The sequence below is a fragment of the Streptococcus sp. Marseille-Q6504 genome (assembly GCF_965111625.1).
The window spans coordinates 1-16,525 of sequence record NZ_CBCOON010000005.1 but is presented as its reverse complement, the minus strand read 5'-3'; the positions used below and the strand labels follow the sequence as shown (position 1 = coordinate 16,525).

17 protein-coding genes are annotated in these 16,525 nt (G+C 38.4%); 15 read left to right on the top strand and 2 right to left on the bottom strand.

Going from position 1 to position 16,525, the window contains the following annotated elements; genetic code table 11:
* Nucleotides 1–46 precede the first annotated feature (46 nt).
* A complete protein-coding gene (locus ACWPUA_RS06050) occupies nt 47–907 on the bottom strand; it encodes a YitT family protein (protein WP_414266825.1) in 861 nt (286 codons plus the stop codon).
* 62 nt (nt 908–969) lie between these two features.
* On the bottom strand, nt 970–2,622 hold the full coding sequence (locus tag ACWPUA_RS06045) for an Rqc2 family fibronectin-binding protein (protein ID WP_195184179.1): 1,653 nt from the start codon (nt 2,620–2,622) through the stop codon (nt 970–972).
* Nucleotides 2,623–2,726: 104 nt separating this feature from the next.
* Between ACWPUA_RS06045 and ybeY the strand changes: the two genes are divergently transcribed.
* The 15 genes from ybeY (at nt 2,727) to prsA (ending at nt 16,363) form a co-directional block, all read left to right on the top strand.
* The gene (gene ybeY / locus ACWPUA_RS06040) at nt 2,727–3,224 is read left to right on the top strand and encodes an rRNA maturation RNase YbeY (RefSeq protein WP_195184178.1); all 498 of its coding nucleotides are present in this window, start codon (nt 2,727–2,729) and stop codon (nt 3,222–3,224) included.
* Nucleotides 3,205–3,600: a diacylglycerol kinase family protein gene (locus ACWPUA_RS06035; RefSeq protein WP_454379821.1), complete on the top strand. Its 396-nt coding sequence runs from the start codon at nt 3,205–3,207 to the stop codon at nt 3,598–3,600. Before ybeY ends, ACWPUA_RS06035 begins: the two co-directional genes overlap by 20 nt.
* Before the next feature lie 16 nt (nt 3,601–3,616).
* Complete coding sequence (gene era / locus ACWPUA_RS06030) at nt 3,617–4,516, top strand: GTPase Era (RefSeq protein ID WP_060955628.1); 900 nt, start codon at nt 3,617–3,619, stop codon at nt 4,514–4,516.
* A gap of 48 nt (nt 4,517–4,564) precedes the next feature.
* Nucleotides 4,565–5,389, top strand: coding sequence for a DNA-formamidopyrimidine glycosylase (gene mutM, locus ACWPUA_RS06025; RefSeq protein ID WP_454379818.1), 825 nt, complete (start codon nt 4,565–4,567; stop codon nt 5,387–5,389).
* The gene (coaE, locus tag ACWPUA_RS06020) at nt 5,389–5,982 is read left to right on the top strand and encodes a dephospho-CoA kinase (protein ID WP_454379816.1); all 594 of its coding nucleotides are present in this window, start codon (nt 5,389–5,391) and stop codon (nt 5,980–5,982) included. The genes mutM and coaE overlap by 1 nt, the downstream gene beginning before the upstream one ends.
* An 84-nt stretch (nt 5,983–6,066) precedes the next feature.
* A complete protein-coding gene (gene rpmG, locus ACWPUA_RS06015) occupies nt 6,067–6,216 on the top strand; it encodes a 50S ribosomal protein L33 (RefSeq protein WP_007519517.1) in 150 nt (49 codons plus the stop codon).
* A 39-nt stretch (nt 6,217–6,255) separates the two neighbouring features.
* A complete protein-coding gene (gene secG / locus ACWPUA_RS06010) occupies nt 6,256–6,489 on the top strand; it encodes a preprotein translocase subunit SecG (RefSeq protein ID WP_000282517.1) in 234 nt (77 codons plus the stop codon).
* Between the two features lie 94 nt (nt 6,490–6,583).
* Nucleotides 6,584–8,926, top strand: coding sequence for a ribonuclease R (rnr, locus tag ACWPUA_RS06005; RefSeq protein WP_454379814.1), 2,343 nt, complete (start codon nt 6,584–6,586; stop codon nt 8,924–8,926).
* Complete coding sequence (gene smpB, locus ACWPUA_RS06000) at nt 8,889–9,356, top strand: SsrA-binding protein SmpB (RefSeq protein WP_001051741.1); 468 nt, start codon at nt 8,889–8,891, stop codon at nt 9,354–9,356. The genes rnr and smpB overlap by 38 nt, the downstream gene beginning before the upstream one ends.
* A gap of 14 nt (nt 9,357–9,370) precedes the next feature.
* The gene (gene tehB, locus ACWPUA_RS05995; RefSeq protein WP_454379811.1) at nt 9,371–10,231 is read left to right on the top strand and encodes an SAM-dependent methyltransferase TehB; all 861 of its coding nucleotides are present in this window, start codon (nt 9,371–9,373) and stop codon (nt 10,229–10,231) included.
* A gap of 189 nt (nt 10,232–10,420) precedes the next feature.
* Nucleotides 10,421–11,569, top strand: coding sequence for a hypothetical protein (locus tag ACWPUA_RS05990; protein WP_454379809.1), 1,149 nt, complete (start codon nt 10,421–10,423; stop codon nt 11,567–11,569).
* Nucleotides 11,570–11,806: 237 nt separating this feature from the next.
* Nucleotides 11,807–12,763 carry a competence protein CoiA gene (locus ACWPUA_RS05985; RefSeq protein ID WP_454379807.1) on the top strand — a complete coding sequence of 319 codons (957 nt, stop codon included), beginning with the start codon at nt 11,807–11,809 and terminating at the stop codon, nt 12,761–12,763.
* A gap of 18 nt (nt 12,764–12,781) precedes the next feature.
* Nucleotides 12,782–14,584: an oligoendopeptidase F gene (pepF, locus tag ACWPUA_RS05980; protein ID WP_454379805.1), complete on the top strand. Its 1,803-nt coding sequence runs from the start codon at nt 12,782–12,784 to the stop codon at nt 14,582–14,584.
* A gap of 1 nt (nt 14,585) precedes the next feature.
* Entirely contained in the window at nt 14,586–15,299 is a 714-nt protein-coding gene (locus ACWPUA_RS05975; protein ID WP_454379803.1) for an O-methyltransferase, read from the top strand.
* Between the two features lie 74 nt (nt 15,300–15,373).
* On the top strand, nt 15,374–16,363 hold the full coding sequence (prsA, locus tag ACWPUA_RS05970; RefSeq protein WP_070678155.1) for a peptidylprolyl isomerase PrsA: 990 nt from the start codon (nt 15,374–15,376) through the stop codon (nt 16,361–16,363).
* The last annotated feature ends 162 nt before the right edge of the window (nt 16,364–16,525 follow it).

The following is a 16,525-nucleotide window of genomic DNA, read 5'->3' as shown; positions in this document are numbered from 1 at the left end:
CAAAAAAAGTAACTTCAACTATTGAAGTTACTTTTTTATTTTAAGGTTAAGAAATCTCGTCTCTTGCTGGGAAAGTAAACCCTTCTCCAAGGATTTCGTGAGCTTCAGTGATAGTGATAAAGGCCATCGGATCAACTGTATGAATCATTTCTTTCATCTTCACGATTTCATTTCTTGCGACAATACAGTAAATAATCTTTAAGTCCTTTTGGCTATAGTAGCCTTGTCCTGAGATAAAGGTAACGCCACGACCAAGTTCTTCGTTAATTTTATCGGCTAATTCCATCGGTTTTTGAGTGATAATCATAAATCCTTTTCCAGCATATCCACCCTCACCGATTAAGTCAATAACTCTTGAAACGATGAAGTCAAATAAGAGAGTATAGGTTACAAGACGTAGGTCTTGGAAGATGATTAAAATCAGCATCAGAATCAGAAAATCAAGTCCAAAAAGCAATTTTCCAACAGAGATATTGGTGTATTTATTAAGGATACGAGCGACAATATCAGTGCCACCAGTTGTTCCACCCGCGTTGAAAATAACACCAAGCCCAACACCTAGGAGGACACCAGCTACTAAAGCAACCACAACGAGATCTCCTTCAAGGTTAAACTGAAGAGGAATCTTCTCAAAGATAGCTAACCAGACGGAAACGGCAATGGTTCCAAGTAGACTGGAATACAGTGATCTTAGTCCAAATATTTTCCAAGCTAGTAGGAAGAGAGGGATATTAATCAAGATATTCATCAGCGAAATAGGGATGTTAAAGAGGTAATAGGTAATCAAGGTTATCCCTGTTGCTCCACCTTCGAACAAGTGATGTGGAACAACAAAATAAGTAAGTCCGAAGGCGAAGATAGCAGCTCCGAATATAATAGTTATAGTTGGTTTAATATGCCGTAGCATTGAGCTCCCCTCCTATTTTTGTGTAAAAGTGAAGTAATAATATTTTTAAAATAAGACTGATATTACAACTTCATGGATTCAATTTTCTCGGAATCAGGTGTAACACGAAGAGTTTTTTGACCGGTATAGGTAACAAAACCAGGTTTTCCACCAGTCGGTTTATTGAGTTTTTTAACCTCAATCATATCCACTTGAACGAGATTAGAAAGACGTCCTTTCGAATAGTAGGCTGCGAGTTCTGCAGCATCCGTCTTGACTTCGTCAGAAGGATTGAGGTTTCCTGAGATGACCACGTGGCTTCCTGGGATATCCTTAGCATGGAACCAAAGTTCCTCTTTGCGTGCAATCTTAAAGGTTAATTCCTCGTTTTGAAGATTGTTTCGTCCAACGAGAATAATGGTTTTCCCATCGCTAGCCAAATATTTCTCTGGTTTTTTACGCTTTTGAATTTTTTCGCGTTGGCGTCTTCTAATAAAACCAGTTTGAATTAATTCTTCACGAATTTCAGCAATTTCATCTAGCCCAGCTTGGTTGAGGACTGTTTCGACGCTTTCCAGATAGAGAATAGTAGCCTTGGTTTCTTCAATTAGATCAGTCAGGTATTTGACAGCCTCTTTTAACTTCTGATAACGTTTGAAGTATTTTTGAGCATTTTGATTTGGTGTTAAAGCCTTATCAAGTGCGATTGTAATTGGCTGATTGGTGTAATAATTGTCTAAGACGACTTGGTCTTGGTCATTTGGAACTTGATGAAGGAAAGTCGTTAGCAACTCGCCTTTTTGACGAAATTCCTCAGCGTTTTCAGTAGCCTGAAGTTCTTTTTCTTGCTTCTTAAGCTTTTGACGATTTTTTTGTAGTTCATTTTCAACACGACGAATGAGTTCGCTAGCCTGTTGTTTGACACGATCACGTTCTGCCTTATCTTTGTAAAAAACATCAAGAAGTTGAGATAAGCTTGAAAAATGTCCTTCAATTTTAGTTGAAAAAGGGACACAAGAAAAAGACTTATCCGTTAAGCATGGGTTGGTTTCTTGCTTAAAAAACTCACGAAATTTAGAAAGCCTATCATCAGTTAATAAATTCTCTAATTCAATTGCTGTATCACGACCTAAACCTTGAAAGAGGCTTTGAAGGTTTTTAGCTGTCAATTCCTGTGTTTGTAGGATTTCAAAAAGTTTTCCATCCTTAATGGTAAAAGGATTGAGGGCCTCTGTACTTGGTGGGGCTATGTAAGTTGCACCAGGTAGGAGTGTACGGTAACTATTTTGAGAGAAACCAATGTGCTTGATAACCTCAAGAACTTTGTTGCTAGACTTATCTACGAGGAGGATATTACTATGTTTACCCATAATCTCAATGATGAGGGTGGCTTGAATATCGTCCCCAATCTCATTCTTATTAGAAACAGTGATTTCAACGATTCGATCGTTTTCAATCTGCTCGATAGACTCGATAACAGCACCCTGTAAATATTTCCTTAAAACCATGATAAAGGTAGAAGGTTGAGCAGGGTTTTCAAAGGTCGTTTCTGTCAACTGGATGCGTCCAAAAACAGGATGAGCAGAGAGGAGCAGACGATGACTTTGGCGATTGCTACGGATTTGTAAGACCAATTCTTGATCAAAGGGTTGATTAATTTTTTGAATGCGACCATTTAGTAGTTCAGCTCGCAATTCTTCAACCATGTGGTTTAAAAAAAATCCATCAAATGACATGGTTCTCTCCTTATGAATGTATTCCATAGTATTATATCAAAAAGGTAGAATAAAATCATAGAAATATGGTATAATAAAGCCAAGTAAAGAGAATCGAGAAACGCATGTATATTGAAATGGTAGATGAAACTGGTCAGGTTTCTAAAGAAATTTTAAAGCAAACTCAAGAAATTTTGGAATTTGCTGCTAAAAAGATTGGAAAAGAAGACAAGGAGATGGCAGTCACTTTTGTGACCAATGAACGCAGTCATGAACTCAATTTAGAGTATCGAGATACAGATCGTCCAACTGATGTCATCAGTCTTGAATACAAGCCCGAGTTAGAGATTACCTTTGACGAAGAGGATTTGGCAGAAGATCCTGACTTAGCAGAAATGATGTCAGAATTTGATTCTTATATCGGCGAGTTATTCATTTCAATTGATAAAGCGCATGAGCAAGCTGAAGAGTACGGTCATAGTTTCGAACGTGAAATGGGCTTTTTAGCTGTGCACGGTTTTTTACACATAAACGGTTATGATCACTACACTTCGGAAGAAGAAGCGGAGATGTTCGGTTTACAAGAAGAAATTTTAACAGCCTATGGACTCACAAGACAATAAACGAAAATGGAAGAATCGTGACTTGCTCTCAAGTTTAGATTTTGCCCTGACAGGTATTTTTACTGCCATAAAAGAAGAGCGTAATATGAGAAAGCATGCAGTGACTTCTGTCTTAGTTCTACTTGCAGGCATTGTTTTTCAAGTTTCTAGAATTGAATGGCTCTTTCTCCTATTAAGCATTTTTTTAGTAATTGCTTTTGAGATTTTTAATTCTGCTATTGAAAATGTAGTGGATTTGGCTAGCCATTATCACTTCGATATGCTTGCAAAGAAGGCTAAGGACATGGCAGCAGGTGCCGTGCTTGTAGTCTCAATTTTTGCCGCTTTGACAGGTGCGCTTATCTTTCTCCCACGGATTTGGGACTTATTATTTTAAACAGTAAGAGGAAATTATGACATTTAAATCAGGCTTTGTAGCTATTTTAGGACGTCCCAACGTTGGGAAGTCAACTTTTTTGAATCATGTTATGGGGCAAAAGATTGCCATCATGAGTGATAAAGCGCAGACAACGCGCAACAAGATTATGGGAATCTACACCACTGATAAGGAACAAATCGTCTTTATTGATACTCCAGGGATTCACAAACCAAAGACAGCCCTTGGAGACTTTATGGTGGAGTCAGCCTATAGCACTCTTCGGGAAGTCGATACGGTTCTCTTCATGGTCCCAGCAGACGAGCCACGAGGCAAGGGCGACGATATGATTATCGAGCGTCTCAAGGCCGCTAAAGTACCAGTCATTCTCGTGGTAAACAAAATTGACAAGGTGCACCCAGACCAACTTTTGGCTCAAATCGATGATTTCCGTAATCAGATGGACTTTAAGGAAATTGTTCCGATCTCAGCCCTTCAAGGCAATAATGTCTCTCGCTTGGTAGATATCCTCAGTGAAAATCTTGAAGAAGGTTTCCAATATTTCCCAGCCGATCAAATCACCGATCACCCAGAACGTTTCCTAGTATCAGAGATGATTCGTGAAAAAGTGTTACATTTAACGCGTGAGGAAATTCCACACTCAGTTGCAGTAGTGGTTGATTCTATGAAACGAGATGAGGAAACCGATAAAGTTCATATCCGAGCAACTATTATGGTCGAGCGTGACAGCCAAAAAGGGATTATCATCGGTAAAGGTGGTGCTATGCTCAAGAAAATTGGTACCATGGCTCGTAAAGATATCGAACTCATGCTAGGGGACAAGGTCTTCCTAGAAACATGGGTCAAAGTTAAGAAAAATTGGCGCGATAAGAAATTAGATCTTGCCGATTTTGGGTACAACGAAAAAGAATACTAAGAAGAGGTGGGCAGTAGCCTGCTTCTTGTTTTTAGAAAAGGAGGAACTATGCCTGAATTACCTGAGGTAGAAACAGTTCGACGAGGTCTTGAAAAACTGATTCTAGGGAAGAAGATTTTAAACATTGACATTCGTTACCCCAAAATGATTAAAACTGATTTGCATGAATTTCAGAAGGAAATGCCTGGTCAAGTTATTCAATCAATGGGACGTCGTGGCAAGTATCTACTTTTCTATTTATCCGATAAAGTCCTTATCTCACATTTGAGAATGGAGGGCAAGTATTTTTATTACCCAGACCAAGTTCCAGAACGTAAGCATGCTCATGTTTTGATTCATTTTGAAGATGGTGAAACTCTTGTTTACGAGGATGTCCGCAAGTTTGGAACTATGGAATTGCTTGCTCCTGAGCTTTTAGAGGCTTACTTTATTTCAAAAAAACTTGGTCCGGAACCGACTGAGAAGGATTTTGATTTAGGGAGTTTTAAACTAGCCTTGAAAAAATCTAAAAAACCAATCAAATCGCATCTTCTCGACCAGACTTTGGTTGCAGGGTTGGGAAATATCTATGTTGATGAAGTTCTTTGGAGAGCGAAAGTCCATCCTTCTAGAACCTCTAATAGTTTAACAGCACAAGAGGCTAGAAAAGTACATGATGAAACGATCAATGTTTTAGGTCAGGCGGTTGAAAAGGGTGGTTCAACAATTCGCACTTATACCAATGCATTTGGAGAAGATGGCACCATGCAGGAATTCCATCAAGTATACGACAAGGCAGGTCAAGCTTGTTCGCGTTGTGAAACCATCATCGAAAAAATTCAACTAGGTGGTCGTGGAACTCACTTTTGTCCTAAGTGTCAAAGGAGAAAGTGATGGGAAAAATAATCGGAATCACCGGTGGTATTGCGTCAGGTAAGTCCACTGTAACAGAATTTTTAAGACAAAAAGGGTTTCAAGTTGTAGATGCGGATGCAGTCGTCCACCAACTACAAAAACCAGGTGGACGACTCTATCAGGTTTTAGTGGAGCATTTTGGGGAGAAAATCCTTCTTGAAAATGGTGAACTGAATCGCCCCTTGCTTGGTAGCCTTATTTTTTCAAATCCTGAAGAGCAAGAATGGTCTAAGAGAACCCAAGGCGAGATTATTCGTGAGGAGTTAGCTGCATTACGAAATCTGTTTGCTCAGACAGAAGCTCTCTTTTTCATGGATATCCCCCTACTTTTTGAGCAAGACTATGCTTCATGGTTTGATGAAACTTGGCTAGTCTATGTAAATCGTGATGTTCAATTGGAGCGATTAATGAAACGGGATCAAATTTCAAAAGAAGCAGCTGAATCCCGTTTAAACTCTCAATGGCCTTTAGAAAGAAAAATTAGTCTGGCTAGTCATAGTCTAGATAATAATGGAAATCAGGAACAGTTGATAGCTCAAGTAGTTCAGTTGCTTGAAGAAATGTGTCTATAAATTAACATTGTTAGGAAGGAGAATTTTGGTATTGTTTGTTCAAATCATCTTAGATTGAAATAGTATCAAATACAAAAAAATCTAATGCGTGTAAAAATTAATCTAAAATGCTCCTCTTGTGGCAGCATGAATTATCTAACCAGTAAGAACTCCAAAACACATCCAGATAAGATTGAAGTCTTAAAATATTGTCCCAAAGAAAGAAAAGTGACGCTACATCTTGAATCTAAGTAGAAATTATGGTAGAATAATAGGGATTTTAAGGAGTTTGATATGTATAACCTATTATTAACCATTTTATTAGTATTATCTGTTGTGATTGTGATTGCAATTTTTATGCAACCAACTAAAAATCAATCTAGCAATGTATTCGATGCCAGTTCAGGTGATTTGTTTGAACGTAGCAAAGCGCGTGGTTTTGAAGCCGTAATGCAACGTTTGACAGGAATCTTGGTCTTTTTCTGGCTAGCTATTGCCTTAGCATTGACGGTATTATCAAGTAGATAAGAAAATAATGGGCGAGACTAGGTCTTAGCCTATTTTTGTTTTTAAAGACATAAGGTTTTACACCGAAAATAATTTAACAATGTAGAAAGAAAACATGAAAGATAGAATAAAAGAATATTTAAAAGAAAAGGGACGAGTCACTGTAAATGACTTGGCTCAAGCTCTTGGAAAGGATGGTTCCAAGGACTTTCGAGAGCTCATTAAAACCTTGTCCCTGATGGAGAGAAAGCACCAAATTCGCTTTGAAGAAGATGGTAGTCTCACCTTGGACCAAAAGAAGAAACACGAGATTACTCTTAAAGGAATTTTCCATGCCCATAAAAATGGCTTCGGCTTTGTTAGCCTTGAAGGCGAGGAAGACGATCTTTTTGTAGGGAAAAATGATGTTAACTATGCCATTGATGGCGATACTGTTGAAATTGTAATCAAGAAGGTTGCGGATCGTCAAAAAGGAACCGCAGCTGAAGCTAAGATTATCGATATTTTAGAACACAGTTTGACAACGGTTGTTGGTCAAATTGTTCTTGATGATGAAAAGCCAAAGTATGCAGGTTACATCCGTTCAAAAAATCAAAAGATTAGTCAACCAATCTACGTTAAGAAGCCAGCTATTCAATTAGACGGTACAGAAGTTCTCAAGGTCTTTATCGATAAGTACCCAAGTAAGAAACACGATTTCTTTGTCGCTAGTGTCCTAGATGTTGTTGGACATTCTACAGATGCAGGGATTGATGTCCTCGAGGTCTTGGAATCAATGGATATTGTGTCAGAGTTTCCAGAGGCTGTTCTTAAGGAAGCAGAGAGCGTTCCAGATGCACCATCTGAAGCGGATTTGAACGGACGTCTAGATCTGAGAGATGAAATTACATTTACCATAGATGGAGCGGATGCTAAGGACTTGGATGATGCTGTTCATATCAAACCATTGAAAAATGGAAATATCGAACTAGGTGTTCACATTGCCGATGTCTCCTACTATGTGACAGAGGGATCTGCTCTAGATAAGGAAGCTCTCAATCGTGCGACCTCTGTCTATGTGACAGACCGTGTAGTTCCAATGCTGCCAGAGCGCCTCTCAAACGGAATCTGTTCTCTTAACCCTCAAGTGGACCGCTTGACTCAATCTGCTATTATGGAAATTAATAAGCAGGGTCGTGTTGTGAATTATACGATTACGCAGACCGTTATCAAGACAAGTTTTCGTATGACTTATAGTGATGTCAATGACATTTTAGCTGGTGACGAGGAGAAGAGACAAGACTATAAGAAAATTGTTCCTAGTATCGAACTTATGGCCAATCTCCATGAGACTTTGGAAAGTATGCGAATCAAGCGTGGTGCTTTAAATTTTGATACCAATGAAGCTAAGATTTTAGTCGATAAAAAAGGCAAGCCAGTTGATATTGTCCTTCGTCATCGTGGTGTTGCTGAACGTATGATTGAGTCCTTTATGTTGATTGCTAACGAAACAGTTGCCGAGCACTTTAGCAAGCTGGACCTACCTTTTATCTATCGGATTCACGAGGAGCCTAAGGCTGAAAAAGTTCAGAAGTTTATTGATTATGCTTCGAGCTTTGGTTTGCGAATTTATGGGACTGCCAGTGAGATAAGTCAGGAAGCTCTCCAAGACATCATGAGTACTGTTGAGGGAGAGCCATATGCGGATGTATTGTCTATGATGCTTCTGCGTTCGATGCAGCAGGCTCGTTATTCTGAGCATAATCACGGTCACTATGGATTAGCTGCAAATTACTACACTCACTTTACCAGTCCGATTCGTCGTTATCCTGACCTCTTGGTTCACCGGATGATTCGAGACTATGGACGTTCTAAGGAAGTAGCCGAGCATTTTGAACAGGTTATTCCAGAGATCGCGACCCAGTCTTCTAACCGTGAGCGCCGTGCTATCGAGGCAGAGCGTGAAGTCGAAGCCATGAAAAAAGCTGAATACATGGAAGAGTATGTTGGTGAAGAGTATGACGCAGTTGTTTCAAGTATTGTTAAATTTGGTCTTTTTGTTGAGTTGCCAAATACAGTCGAAGGATTGATTCACATCACAAATCTGCCTGAATTTTACCATTTTAATGAACGTGATTTGACCCTCCGTGGGGAGAAATCAGGTATTACCTTCCGAGTGGGACAGCAGATTCGTATTCGGGTCGAAAGAGCCGATAAGATGACTGGCGAGATTGATTTCTCCTTTATTCCTAGTGAATTTGATGTCATTGAAAAAGGTTTGAAAGGTTCTGGTCGTAAGGATAGAGGGCGTCGTTCAGATAAGAAAGAAGACAAGAGAAAATCTGGTCGCTTAGGTGATAAGCGTAAGCATTCTCCAAAAGACAAGAAGAAAAAGAGCAAGAAACCTTTTTACAAAGAAGTAGCAAAGAAAGGAGCCAAGCATGGCAAAGGGCGAGGGAAAGGTCGTCGCGCAAAATAAAAAAGCGCACCACGACTATACAATCGTAGATACGCTAGAAGCAGGAATGGTCCTGACAGGAACTGAGATCAAGAGTGTTCGAGCAGCCCGCATCAATCTGAAAGATGGGTTTGCCCAGGTTAAGAATGGGGAAGTTTGGCTGAGTAATGTCCATATCGCTCCTTATGAAGAGGGCAACATCTGGAACCAGGAGCCAGAACGTCGTCGTAAACTTCTCCTTCATAAAAAACAAATCCAGAAATTAGAGCAAGAAACCAAAGGAACAGGGATGACCTTGGTTCCTCTTAAAGTTTATATCAAAGATGGCTATGCCAAGTTACTTTTAGGACTTGCAAAAGGGAAACATGATTACGATAAACGTGAGTCTATCAAACGACGTGAGCAAGATCGTGATATTGCGCGTGTTATGAAAGCTGTTAACCACCGATAGAAAGAGTGAAGAATATGGAAAAACTAGTTGCCTACAAACGCATGCCTGTCTGGAATAAAGACACCATGCCAGAAGCTGTTCAAAGAAAACACAATACTAAGGTCGGAACCTGGGGCAAGATTACCGTATTAAAAGGGACTCTTAAGTTTATTGAGTTGACTGAAGACGGGGAAGTTATAGCCGAGCACCTCTTTGAAGCAGGTGCTGATAACCCTATGGCGCAACCTCAAGCTTGGCACAGAGTAGAAGCTGCCACAGATGATGTGGAATGGTACTTGGAATTTTATTGTAAAGCAGAGGATTATTTCCCTAAGAAATACAATACTAATCCAGTCCATTCGGAAGTTTTAGAAGCTATGGATACAGTAAAACCATGTAAGGCACTAGACTTAGGATGTGGTCAAGGAAGAAATGCACTCTTTCTAGCTCAACATGGATTTGATGTCACAGCTGTAGATCAAAATGAGCTATCTCTTGAAATCTTGCAAAGCATTGTGGAGCAAGAAGATTTAGAAATGCCTGTCGGTCTCTACGATATCAATTCAGCTAGCATTGGACAAACTTATGATTTAATCGTATCGACTGTTGTTCTCATGTTTTTACAAGCAGATCGTATTCCGGCTATTATTCAAAACATGCAGGAACAAACCTCAATTGGAGGTTACAATTTGATTGTTTGTGCTATGGATACTGATGATTATCCTTGTTCAGTTCATTTCCCATTCACTTTTAAAGAAGGAGAATTGGCAAATTACTACCAGGATTGGGAATTCATCAAATACAATGAAAATCCTGGGCATCTCCACCGTCGTGATGAAAACGGAAATCGTATCCAACTACGCTTTGCGACCATGTTGGCTAAAAAAGTAAAATAAATGAATAAAAGGGATAGAGAGCAGTCGTTTTCTATTCCTTATTTGTTACCCTAATAAGAAAGGAAAATCTCAATTTATGCTATACTAGAAGTAAGAGAAGTCGATGAAATGAAACAGAATTGTGATAGTTTTAAAACGATTCTGATCGCCCACTATTCTTTCAGACTTTTTTGTCTAGGAGGTCTTAAGATGACTAGTCTTTTAATTGAACTATACGACCGTCATACCATTGAGAAGAATGTCTACCAGGCTTTTGTCAGTGATTGTGATGAGATTTTATACCTTTCTACAAGAAAAATTGCTGAGGAAGAAAAGCTATCCTTGAAGCATTTTCTAATGGAACAAGTTCCACACTTAAAACAAGTACATTTTCGACAATTTCACCTAAAAAAAATCTGCCAGGAATTAGACGTGTTTATCAATGATTTTGAGACAGTGACCATCGATGTTTTTGGTGGAGATAATCTATTAGCGATAGTTCTATATCAGTATGGTTTGGAGAAAGGTATTCCCATTATTGCTATGGATGTAGAACAAGGAATGCAGTATGCCTGGGAAAGGGATAAGATTTATGATAAAAATTTAGAGATTCCTAGTTTATCCATTGAACAATTGATAGCTTTACGTGGTGGAAAAGTCCTTAAATCAAGAAGGCCTCAGCATTCTAATAAGCAAGTACTAGCTATAAAAAAACTGGCCAAATATGCTATCGAAAATCCTGAAAAATGGTATCAGATTACCCAATTCTTTGCACTGGCAAAAACAAATGATTTTCACGCTGAAACAGCAAAAGTTTTGGAGAGTAATGGAAAAATTTATTCTTATCCCAGTAGCTTGATCCCTTTGTTCACAAAAGCTAATTTATTGAAAGTAGAAGAGGAAACAACAGATACTGTCACTTATACATTCCCAACACCAGAAGCACATCTGTTATGTCGAACAAAAGGGCATATTTTAGAATTGTATATCTATTTACTAGCTCTTGAGTCGGAGTGTTTTGATGAATGTATGATTGGTACTGAAATTGACTGGAATGGTATTTTCCCTGAGGCTGACAATGTTCAAAATGAGATTGATGTTATTCTTCGTAAAGGTCACTCTGTAGTTTTCATTTCTTGTAAAATGACTGATCTAGCAGTTGAAGCTATTAACGAACTTGAAGTTTATGCCAATCATTTTGCAGGTGATAATTGTTTGAAAATGATTGTTTGCTCTGGAAAAATCAATCCTGTTTATAGTCATCGTTGTCAGGAATATGGTGTAATGGTGATAAAGCAGGATCAAATACAGAATCTTATTCCCATGTTACGGAAATATATGAAGAACAAACGTCAATGATACTAGATGTTATAGTAAAGAAGAGTCTGGGATAATAGTTCTAGACTCTCAATTGTCTTTGGATTGTCGAGCAAGACGCAGTGGTTGAGTGGGCTCTACTACGCTGATTTCATCAGCTTTTACAGCCCTACTCAACTGTGCGGAGGTGGGACGACGAAATCGAATTCTAACAAATTACTGATTTCTGTCCCACTCTCTTTTCTTATCCTTTTCGAATAAAGTAGATAAGGAGAGTTTATGTTTTTAGCTAGAGATAAAAAAGGTCATTTAATCAACGCGTTAGAGAATGAAGTAAAGAAACAAGCTTATTATTGTCCAGCTTGCGGAACAAGTGTTCGCTTGAAAAAAGGAAAAAATGTAAGAACTCATTTTGCACATGAAAGTTTAAAAAATTGTGATTTTTATTATGAGAACGAAGGACCAGAACATTTAGAGAATAAGCTGGCACTTTTTAATTGGGCTAAGAAAGATGCTGAAGTAGAAATGGAATGTCCGATTCCTGAACTTAAGCAAATCGCAGATATCCTCGTCAATAAGCAATTAGCACTGGAAGTTCAGTGTAGTCCTATTTCTTGCGAACTTTTACGGGAGAGAAGCAATGGTTATCGAAGTTTGGGAATTCAAGTTCTTTGGCTATTGGGAGAAAAGCTCTGGCTAAAAGAGCGACTAACTAAACTTCAAAGAGATTTTCTTTATTTTAGTCATAATATGGGATTCTATCTTTGGGAGTTAGACCATAAAAGACAAGTTTTGAGGCTCAAGTACCTCCTTCACCAAGATTTAAAAGGGAAACTCCATTATCAGCTCAAGGAATTTTCTTATGGCAAAGGAAATCTCCTAGAAATTTTACGTAGTCCTTACCAGCAGCAAGAGCTAACTGCTTTTTCGGTAGAACAGGACAAGAATATTTGTCATTACATTCAAAAACAACTCTATTATCAAAACCCCTATTGGATGAAACAACAAGCCCAAGCTTACTTAAGAGGAGAAAATCTTTTAAATCTAAAAAAACAGGATTGGTATCCCCAAGTAAGGCCGATAGAAAATGGTCATTTTTGTCAAATCATTCAAAACCTAAATGATTATTACCGTAACTTTCTGGCTTATTATAAAGTAAATCCTCAAAAAAAGGAACAAAAGCTCTATCCACCTGCCTTTTATCAGCATTATTTCTCGAAAAATATGGTAAAATAGAAAGGATGGAGGAAATTTATGGTATTACAACGAAATGAAATCAATGAAAAAGATACATGGGATCTATCAACGATCTTTGAAACAGACCAAAAATGGGAAGACGAATTAGCCCTTTTAACAGAGGATACAAAAGAAGCAGCTAGTCTTGAGGGCCACCTCTTGGATAGTGCAGAAAGCCTTCTTAACATTACAGAGCGTTATCTGGACTTGAGTCGTCGTCTTGAAAAACTTTACGTCTACGCTCATATGAAAAATGACCAGGATACACGAGTTGCTAAATATCAAGAATACTATGCAAAAGCGATGACTCTTTATAGTCAACTCGACCAGGTATTCTCTTTCTATGAGCCAGAATTTATGGCAATTACTGAAGAGCAGTACAAAAACTTCTTATCAGAAGAACCAAAACTTCAGCCTTATAAACACTACTTTGACAAACTCTTGCAAAATAAGGATCATGTCCTTTCACAACGTGAAGAAGAGTTATTAGCAGGTGCTGGTGAAATCTTTGGTGCTGCTAGTGAAACTTTCGCTATCTTAGACAATGCGGATATCGTCTTTCCATTTGTTAAAGATGAAGATGGTAACGAAGTTCAGTTGTCACATGGCGTTTATATGCGTTTGGTAGAATCTAAGAACCGTGAGGTACGTCGTGGAGCTTATGAAGCCCTCTACGCTACTTATGAGCAATACCAGCACACTTACGCTAAAACCTTGCAGACCAATGTAAAAGTACAAAACTACCGTGCAAAAGTTCGGAACTACAAGAGTGCGCGTGAAGCTGCTCTTGCGGCCAATTTTGTTCCAGAAAGTGTCTATGACAACTTAGTATCTGCTGTTCGTAAGCATTTGCCATTATTGCATCGTTATCTCTCACTTCGTTCAAAAATCTTGGGTATTCCAGATCTTAAAATGTACGATGTCTATACACCATTGTCTTCAGTAGAATACAGCTTTACTTATGAGGAAGCCTTGAAGAAGGCAGAGGAAGCTTTGGCTGTTCTTGGTGAGGATTACTTGAGTCGTGTTAAACGCGCCTTTAGCGAACGTTGGATTGATGTGTATGAAAATCAAGGCAAACGTTCAGGTGCATATTCTGGCGGTTCTTATGATACCAACGCCTTCATGCTTCTTAACTGGCAAGATAACCTAGACAATCTCTTTACTCTTGTACATGAGACAGGTCACAGTATGCATTCTAGCTACACGCGTGAAACTCAACCTTATGTATACGGAGATTACTCAATCTTCTTGGCAGAAATTGCTTCAACAACCAATGAAAATATCTTAACTGAAAAATTATTGCAAGAAGTTCAAGATGACGCAACACGCTTCGCTATTCTAAACAACTTCTTGGATGGTTTCCGTGGAACAGTGTTCCGCCAAACTCAATTTGCTGAATTTGAACATGCTATTCACCAAGCCGATCAAAATGGTGAAGTCTTGACAAGCGAGTTCTTAAACAATCTCTATGCTGACTTGAACCAAGAATATTATGGCTTGAGCAAGGAAGACAATCCTCAAATTCAGTACGAGTGGGCTCGTATCCCTCATTTCTACTATAATTACTATGTATATCAATATTCAACAGGCTTTGCAGCAGCTTCGGCCTTGGCTGAAAAGATTGTTCACGGTAGTCAAGATGATCGTGACCGTTATATTGATTACCTCAAGGCTGGGAAGTCAGACTATCCTCTAAATATCATGCGAAAAGCTGGTGTTGATATGGAAAAAGAAGACTATCTTAATGATGCCTTTGCAGTCTTTGAACGCCGTTTGGATGAGTTCGAAGCCCTTGTTGAGAAATTAGGATTAGCATAAAATGGTTGAGTCATACAGTAAAAATGCTAACCATAACATGCGACGGCCTGTTGTTAAGGATGAGATTGTGGAATTTATGCGCCACAGACAAGAGCAGGTGACTGGTTCTTTAAAAGAACTAGAAAACTTTGCTCGCAAGGAGAATATTCCTATCATTCCTCATGAAACAGTCGCTTATTTCCGTTTTCTAATGGAAACAATTCAACCAAAAAATATTTTAGAAATTGGAACGGCAATTGGCTTTTCAGCACTTTTGATGGCTCAACATGCCCCAGAGGCTAAAATTACAACCATTGATCGGAATCCTGAAATGATTGGTTTTGCCAAGGAAAATTTCGCCAAGTTTGATAATCGCCAACAAATCACTCTTTTGGAAGGCGATGCGGTAGACGTTTTGTCAACATTGACAGAGACCTATGATTTTGTTTTTATGGATTCTGCAAAATCCAAATACATCGTATTTTTGCCAGAAATCCTAAAACACCTTGAGGTTGGTGGAGTAGTTGTCTTGGATGATATTTTCCAAGGTGGAGACATTGCTAAGGATATTATGGAAGTCCGACGCGGGCAACGAACCATTTATCGTGGTTTGCAAAGACTATTTGACGCAACTCTAAACAATCCAGGATTAACAGCTAGTCTAGTTCCTCTTGGAGATGGAATCTTGATACTAAGAAAGAATCAAGCAGAAATAGAACTGCCTGATGTTGATTAATTTCAGATATTTTTAAGACAATTTAGTAAAATAGATAAGGTAAACATTTATCTAGTGTATAAAAAGGAGTAAACATGAAGAAAAAATTATTGGCTGGTGCCATCACTTTGTTATCAGTAGCTACATTGGCTGCTTGTTCAAATAGCTCTCAAGGAGCTGACCTCATCAGTATGAAGGGTGATGTCATCACTGAGCACCAATTTTATGAAGAAGTGAAAAACAACCCAACTGCTCAACAAATTTTGCTCAATATGACAATCCAAAAAGTTTTTGAAAAACAATATGGATCTGAAGTAAGTGACAAAGAAGTAGAAGATGCGGTAGCAGAAGAGCAAAAAAGATATGGTGATAGCTATCAAATCGTTCTTTCTCGTGCTGGTATGACAGCAGAAAGCCGTAAAGCTCAAATTCGTACAAGTAAACTAGTTGAATATGCTGTTAAGAAAGCTGCAGAAGCTGAATTGACAGATGAGAACTACAAAAAAGCTTACGATGAGTACACACCAGAAGTAACTGCTCAAGTGATTAAACTTGACAGTGAAGATAAGGCTAAAGAAGTACTTGCTAAAGCACAAGAATCTGGAGCTGATTTTGCACAATTGGCTAAGGATAATTCAACTGACGAAAAGACAAAAGCAAATGGTGGTGAAATCACCTTCGACTCTGCATCAACAGAATTGCCAGACGTTGTTAAAAAAGCAGCCTTTGCCCTTAATGTTGATGGAATCTCAGATGTGATCACAGCTCCAGGTACACAAGCTTATTCAAACAGTTTCTATATTGTGAAATTGATCAAGAAAACAGAAAAATCTTCTAACTGGGAAGATTATAAAGAAAAATTGAAGACAGTTATCTTGACTCAAAAACAAAATGATGCTACTTTTGTTCAAGGTGTAATTAGTAAAGAGTTGCAGGCGGCAAATATCAAGGTTAAAGACCAAGCCTTCCAAAATATCTTTACTCAGTACATCCAAAGTGATACAACAACTCAAACGACAACTACATCAGCAGCAACTGAAACGACAACAACTGCAGCTGAAACGACAACAACATCTTCAAACTAAAGATGAAAACTCTATCTTTCTACTCTTGAAAGGTAGAGTTTTTTTGAAGTTTTCTTAGCTAAAAGCCCAAAATATAAATAAATGTTTGTGAATTCTAAAAGCTTAAATTCTAGGCTTTAACGGATAAGAGTTTTTTTCTAGTCTAAAAAGTGGTATAATAGC